Annotated in this window: 6 protein-coding genes; 3 read left to right on the top strand and 3 right to left on the bottom strand. The window is 75.7% G+C overall.

Annotation, left to right across the window (positions count from 1 at the left end; all coding sequences use genetic code 11):
- Positions 1-213, bottom strand: a 213-nt coding sequence (locus DZF91_RS30190) for a hypothetical protein (RefSeq protein WP_147341456.1), incomplete at its 3' end; no start/stop codon positions are given.
- A gap of 243 nt (positions 214-456) precedes the next feature.
- Entirely contained in the window at positions 457-843 is a 387-nt protein-coding gene (locus DZF91_RS30185; RefSeq protein ID WP_235834659.1) for an HGxxPAAW family protein, read from the bottom strand.
- Positions 844-933: 90 nt separating this feature from the next.
- On the opposite strand from DZF91_RS30185, the gene DZF91_RS30180 reads away from it, so the two are divergent.
- The 3 genes from DZF91_RS30180 to DZF91_RS30170 all read left to right on the top strand — a co-directional run bounded on the left by DZF91_RS30180 (position 934) and on the right by DZF91_RS30170 (position 5,439).
- Positions 934-2,628, top strand: coding sequence for a glycoside hydrolase family 35 protein (locus DZF91_RS30180; RefSeq protein WP_235834658.1), 1,695 nt, complete (start codon positions 934-936; stop codon positions 2,626-2,628).
- Between the two features lie 127 nt (positions 2,629-2,755).
- Positions 2,756-4,111: a hypothetical protein gene (locus tag DZF91_RS30175; RefSeq protein WP_117360487.1), complete on the top strand. Its 1,356-nt coding sequence runs from the start codon at positions 2,756-2,758 to the stop codon at positions 4,109-4,111.
- A 257-nt stretch (positions 4,112-4,368) separates the two neighbouring features.
- Positions 4,369-5,439, top strand: a complete 1,071-nt coding sequence (locus DZF91_RS30170) for a rod shape-determining protein (protein ID WP_117360486.1) — start codon at positions 4,369-4,371, stop codon at positions 5,437-5,439.
- An 18-nt stretch (positions 5,440-5,457) separates the two neighbouring features.
- On the opposite strand, the gene DZF91_RS40595 is transcribed toward DZF91_RS30170, so the two are convergent.
- Positions 5,458-6,580, bottom strand: a 1,123-nt coding sequence (locus tag DZF91_RS40595; protein ID WP_199486989.1) for a hypothetical protein, incomplete at its 5' end; no start/stop codon positions are given.

Genomic DNA, 6,580 nt, shown 5'->3' with positions numbered 1-6,580 from the left:
GGTCGCGGCGCGGGAGCCGAGCAGGCGGCTCTGCGGCAGCGCCGTGGCGCGCGGCGCGCACGCCTGGAGCACGTCGGTGCGCGCCGCGCCCTTGCCGAACGCCTCGAACAGGGCGTCGGCGAGGGCGCGGGTGGCGCGGCGCGGTCCGGCGTCGGCGATGCCGCGCATCCAGATGACCCCGGAGCAGGCGGGGTCTGCGGGGACGTCGATCACGGTGTGCTTCCCTCTCGTCACAGGTTCGGCACACCCCTATCCAAACCCGAAGCGGGCCCTTCCCTCCGGCGAACGGCGTATGTCGCCGTTCTGAGAGTTTTCCGACGTTCCCCGGGCGCGGCCCTTTACACAGTAAGAACGGACCGGATTCGCACGATGGTCGTCGCGGGCCACGGGCCCCGGACGCGCCTCGGCCACAAAAGTCCAGGTCAAGCACACTTCAAGGTCAGGGAAACATCCCGGTCAGCCGTGCGGGAACTGCTGGCTGTCGGTGCGGACGGCGTGACCCACCGGGTCGTTCCCCACCGGATCCCTGACGGGACCGCCCCGGCGCCGCTCGCTGCTGTGCCCGAAGAGCGAGTAGTCCACGATCTCCGGGACCACGCGCGGCGCGTCCACCACCACGTCCGCGAACAGGTGCACCGCCCAGCAGGCGACCAGGCCGACCACGATCACGGCCGCGCCGACCCAGAAGACCACCCAGTTCGGCCCGAGGCAGAGCGCCACGCCGCCGACCAGGAACCCCAGGAAGACGATGGACACGGCGAGCCACGAACCCGGCCGGCCCGCGTGCGAGCCGTGCGCGGTGATCTCCTCCGGCGCGACACCCGATGCCTTCTCATAGGACATGACGAAACCCCCATTCTGGGATGAACCTTCCCGCGACATCGCCGCGCGTAACCATGGACGCACGGAGCGTACGGGCCTAGCATCGCCCCCGTGCCTGTCTCCGGAGCTCTCCACTACTTCCGCGTCCTGCCCGAGCAGTGGCCCCAGCGGCTGGCGATGCTGCGCGCCATGGGCCTCGACGCGGTCGAGACCTACCTCGCCTGGAATATGCACGAGCCGACGCCGGGGACCTTCGTCCTCGGCGGGCGCGCCGACGTCGGGCGGTTCCTCGACCTGGCGGCCGACGCGGGGCTCGACGCGATCGTCCGGCCCGGGCCCTACATCTGCGCCGAGTGGGACAACGGCGGCCTGCCGTCCTGGCTGCTGGCCGACCGGTCGGCGCGGCTGCGCTGCTCGGACCCCGGGTTCCTCGGCCACGTCGCGCGGTACTTCGACGCCGTCCTGCCCGCGATCGCGGAGCGGCAGCGGACGCGCGGCGGCAACGTCGTGACGCTGCAGGTCGAGAACGAGTACGGCTCGTACGGCACCGACCGGCGGTACCTGGAGTGGCTGTGCGACGCGCTGCGCGAACGCGGGATCGACGTCCCGCTCGCGACCTCCGACGGGGCGTCCGACTACCAGCTGACCGGCGGGACCATCCCGGGAGTGCCGGCGGCGGTGAACTTCGGCGACGACCCCGAGAAGGCGTTCGCGACGCTCGCCCGGTACCGCCCGGACGACCCGCCGCGCTGCATGGAGTTCTGGAACGGCTGGTTCGACCACTGGGGCGAGCGGCACCACACCCGCCCGGCCGCCGACGCCGCGGCCGTCCTGGAGCGGATCCTCGCCACGGGCGCGTCGGTGAACCTGTACATGGCGCACGGCGGCACCAACTTCGGCACGACGGCGGGCGCCAACCTCGGCGGGGCCGAGTCGGTCGGCGGCTACCAGCCCACGGTCACCTCCTACGACTACGACGCGCCGATCGACGAGCGCGGCGCGCCGACGGCGAAGTTCCACGCGTTCCGCGAGGTGCTGGCGAGGCACCGGACGGAGGCGGTCCCCGAACCCGAGCCGCTGCCGCCCGTGCTGCCCGCCGGGACCGTCCGGCTGGACGACACGCTGCGGCTGCTGGACGTCCCGCCCGCCTCGGTCACCGGCTCGGCCGTGCCCCGCACGTTCGAGGAGCTGGGGCTGCACCACGGCCTGGTGCTGTACCGGTCGGCGATCCCCGGCCCGCGCGACTCTCACCCGCTGCACCTGGACGGCCTGGCCGACCGCGCGCACGTCTTCGTGGACGGCGCGCTCACCGCGGTGCTGGAGCGGTCCGCCGAGACGTCGGTCCCGGTCGCGGTGAAGGGCGAGAGCGCGTCGCTGGAGATCCTGGTCGAGTCGATGGGCCGGGTGAACTACGGGCCGGGCCTCGGCGACCGCAAGGGCCTGGTCGGGGGCGTCCGGCACGACCAGCAGTTCCTGCACGGCTGGACGGCCTCCACCCACCCGCTGGACGACATCTCCGAGCTGCCCTGGGGCACGGCCGACACCGCCGGACGCGGCCCCACCTACCACCGCGGCGTCCTCACCGTCGCCGAGCCGCGCGACGGCTACCTCGCCCTGCCCGGCTGGACGAAGGGGTACGTCTGGGTGAACGGCTTCTGCCTCGGCCGCTACTGGGACCGCGGCCCGCAGCGGACGCTGTACCTGCCCTGGCCCCTGCTGCGTCCGGGCGCCAACGAGCTGGTCGTCCTGGAGCTGGACGGCGTCACCGAGCCGGTGGTGGAGATCAGGACCGAGCCCGAGCTCTGACGCCCCGCCCCCGGCGACGGCGGTTCCCGGAGACCCGCCTCGGGGGTTGGTTCACCGTTCCCCCGAGGGCCGGGTTTCCGGGGAACGGCATACCGGAGCGTCGCCGCACGGCTACGCTTCGTGCGCCATGACGACCACGCACGGGCTCAGCGAGATCATCGTCGGCGAGGCGCTCGAGCGGCGCTCCCCGGCGCAGGGCAGAACCTACCTCTCGGGCGCCGGGCCCACGCCCGGCGTGCCCCTCCCCCCGGTGCTCATCGCGCCCGTCGACGAACTGGTGGCGGCGGTCCGCGAGTGCGAGATGTACCGGATGGTGACCGCGCACATCGGCTGGGCGAGCCGGGGGCGCCCGCTGGTCGGCGACGGGGAACCGGTGCCGGACGACGTGCTCGCGCTCGTCCGGGAGCGGCTGCCCGACTCGGCGCCGCGCGGCGAGGCGCTCCGCCACGCGGCGCGGGTGTTCTGGGACGTCCTGGTCAGGGCGGACATCCTGCACCCGGACGAGGCGGAGGGAGTGCTGCGACCGGGCGCGACGGCCCTCGCCCTGACCGGCCCGGACGACGAGGCGGCGCTGGCCGCCTGGCACCGCACGGTGATCGCGCTGCTGGACGAGTGGGGCGGCGTCGGACCGGGCGACGGGCCGCGGCGGCAGGGCCTCACCGCGAACCTGCTGGTCTCGATCTACACCTACGACCAGCCGATCCCCCGCACCAGCATCACCCCGTGGCTGGGCGAGGACGGCCAGGTCGCCATGGGCCACCACCTGGACGCCCTGTACGAGTGCGGCCTGATCGCGTACGAGTCGGCGCGGGTCGGCATCACGCCCCTCGGCCGGTCGGTGACGCGCGTCCTGCTGGAGGACGCGACCGGCATCCGGGTGCCGGTGGTCGGCGACCACGCGGACGGCGACGCGGCCGAGCTGATGGCGGCGCTGCCGTTCTACCCGGGATTCATGGTCGAGCCCGAGGTGCGGATGTGGCTCGCCCGCGGCGGCCGGACCGTGGACGTCGGCGCGGCCGAGTTCGCCGCCGCGCTGCGGGACGCCTCCCCGGGCGCCCGCCGGGCGGGGCTGGACATCCTGGCGGGCAAGTACGGCGCGGCGTTCGGTGAGGAGGGCCGGCGGGCGCTGGCGGCGCTGGCCGACGACCCGGCGCTCGCGGGCCTGGTCCGCAACCGGCTGACCGACGCCGAGCGCGACGCGCTCCCCCGGCCCGCGCCGAGCGGCTCCGACGCCTGGGCGCTGATCGACATGGTCGCCGAGGGCATGGAGAGCGGCCTGCACACGCCGCACGCGATCATCACCGAGCTGGGCTACACGGGCTGGCCGGGCGAGAAGTTCGCGCGGCTGCTGGGACTGTTCGCCGAGTCGGACCATCCGTGGGCCGAACGGGTCCTGACGCTGATGGCCGAGCACCACCCCGAGCCGTCCAGCGCCGCCGCCGCCCGCGCCCTGCTGGACCGTCCGGACCCGGCCCTCTCCTGACGTCCCGCCGCCTGCGGTCTCGGCGGCGGGCTCGGCGGCGGGACGGGGGATGCGGGGTGGTTTGGCGGCACAGCCCGGCGAGCCGGGTTTGGGGGGAATTATGAGCGGGCTTTGACCTGGCCCGGACCCCGCCGCGGGCATGGAACGATCATGGGTGTTTCCGAGCCGCAGGCGTCCCGTCGGGTGCGCCGCCTCCTCCGTCCGCCGGCCTCCCGACCAGGACGCGCCGCGGCGCGTCCACCGGGAGGACGTCGGCCATGAACCCGGTCTTCTCCCCCGACATCGCGATCGACCTCGGGTCCCGCAGCGTCCGGGTGCACGTGCGCGGACGCGGCAAGGTCCTGACGCAGCCGCCGCTGCTCGCGGTCTGCGCCCGCACCGGCCGGATGCTGGCCGCCGGCGACTCGGCCGCCGAGATGCGCAAGCGCGCGCTCCCCTGGGTCCGGTTCGAGCAGCCCTTCCAGGCGGGCATCCCCATCGACACCGAGCCCGCGTCCCGGCTGCTGCGCCGCCTGGTCCGGTCCGCCCAGGGCCGCCGCCCGTACCTGGTCAAGCCGCGGCTGGCGGTGGCCGTCCCGACCACGCTCACCGACGTGCAGGAGCGGGCCCTGCGGGAGGTGCTGTACTCGGTCGGCACCCGGCAGGCGCACCTGGTCCCGACCCCGATGGCCGCCGCGCTCGGCGCGGACCTCCCGGTGGACGGCGCCCACGCGACCATGGTGGTGGACGTGGGCGCGACCGCGACCAGCGTCGCGGTGCTGGCCTGGGGCGGCCTGATCTGCGCCCACCACTCGCTGGCGGGCGGGGACGCGCTGTCCCGCGCGATCGCCGCACTGATCCGGCACCGGGACGGCCTGCTCATCGCGGAGCAGACCGCCGAGGAGGCCAAGCTCCAGGTCGGCGCGGTGGATCCGCGCGGACGGCAGCGGACCCGCCGGATGGTGGTGCACGGCCGCAACCTCCGGACCGGCCTGCCGGGCGCGACCGTGCTGTCGTCGGCGGACGTGGCGCGCGCCGTGGCGGGCCCGCTCGGCGAGATCATCCGGTCGGTGCGGGCGGCGCTGGCGCTGTGCCCGCCGGAGCTGTCGGCCGACATCATCCCCACCGGCATGCTGCTCACCGGCGGCGGCGCCCGGCTCAAGGGCCTGCCGGCCGTGCTGCGCGACGCGACGGGCCTGCCGGTCCGGCTCGCCCCGGACGCCGAGGACGCCGTGATCACCGGCGTGGCCCGGTACCTGGCGACCCTGCCGCCGTCCGTGCGGCGCTTCTACGCCGGTTCGCCGCGGCTGGTCTGGCCGGGCTCCCGGCCGTCCTGGCTTCCGGCGTGACGGGCCGTCCCGCCGTGGTCAGGCAGCGGCGGCCCAGGCGCGGGCGCGGTCGGTCAGGGACCTGAGGACCCGCGGGGCCCACTCGGCGGAGGGCGACGGCGGACACGCCCCCGGATCGATTCCGAACACGCCCTCGACCTGCTTCGACAGGCCCAGCGGCGCGCCCATCCCGGCCGGGACACGGACGCTCTCCCAGCCCCGCACCAGCTCCGACGCGGCGTCGTCGCCCAGGTCGGCGGCGGTGAGCGCGGCGATCACAACGCTGGTCAGGGCGGACAGGTGGTTGCTGCCGCGCGCGGCGCCGTCGAGGGCGAGCGCCACGTGCGGTCGCGCCTCGCGGGGACGGCCCTGGCGGCGCAGCGCCTCGGCGAGCAGGCCGCGCAGCGGGAAGGTCGCCGCGTACGCGCCCGGATAGGCGGCGTCGAGCGCGTCGATGGCGGTACGGAGCTCGCGGGCGGCGGCGTCCGGGGCGTCCTCGGCGAGCAGGCGCAGCGCGACCGTCCAGGCGAGGCGCTGCGGATGGGTCGCCGGGCCGCGCAGCGTGTGCCGGTCGCGCAGGCGATCCTCCCAGTGGCGGGCCTCGTCCGGGTCGCCGCGTTCGAGGGCGAGCAGGCAGCGCGTCCGGACGGCGATGACCCGCGCGATCGTCGGCGCGCCGGAGGCGTCGGCGTCGTAGCGGTCCAGCAGGGCCTCGGCGAGGTCGGGACGTCCCCATTCGGCGAGCCCGCCCGCCGCGCGGGTGCGCCCCTCGGCCAGGTCGCCGTGTCCGAGGCCGTCCAGGATCGCCCGGTGGCCGGTCAGCGCGCGCGGGTCGGCGGTGCGGAACAGGCATTCCAGCAGCATGATCGGGGCGTCGGTGTGCGCGGCCGGGCAGGCGCGCGCGAGGCCGTGCAGTCCGCCGCGCAGGAGGGCGGCGGCCTCGGCGAACTCGCCGCGCCACAGGTGCATGGCGGCCCGGGTGTGGTCGACGGCCGGGCGCAGCGCCGGGGGCGCGGTCGCGGCGGCCTCGCGGGTCCAGCGCTCGAACTCGCCGAGGTGGGTGACCTCCAGGACCCAGAACAGGCCGAGCGCGTGCGTCAGCGCGGCGGCCTCCGCGGCCCGGGCGGCGTCCCCGGCGGCGAACCCGTGGCCGAGCGCGGCG

The sequence above is a fragment of the Actinomadura logoneensis genome, from assembly GCF_003428695.1.
Lineage (GTDB): Bacteria > Actinomycetota > Actinomycetes > Streptosporangiales > Streptosporangiaceae > Spirillospora > Spirillospora logoneensis.
The sequence above is the reverse complement of the archived record's forward strand: the minus strand, read 5'-3'. Positions and strand labels throughout refer to the sequence as shown.

Excerpts from the sequence above, each read along its gene's own strand:
- DZF91_RS30185 (WP_235834659.1), bottom strand. The coding sequence starts at position 843 with ATGTCCTATGAGAAGGCATCGGGTGTCGCGCCGGAGGAGATCACCGCG.
- DZF91_RS30170 (WP_117360486.1), top strand. The coding sequence starts at position 4,369 with ATGAACCCGGTCTTCTCCCCCGACATCGCGATCGACCTCGGGTCCCGC.
- DZF91_RS30175 (WP_117360487.1), top strand. The coding sequence starts at position 2,756 with ATGACGACCACGCACGGGCTCAGCGAGATCATCGTCGGCGAGGCGCTC.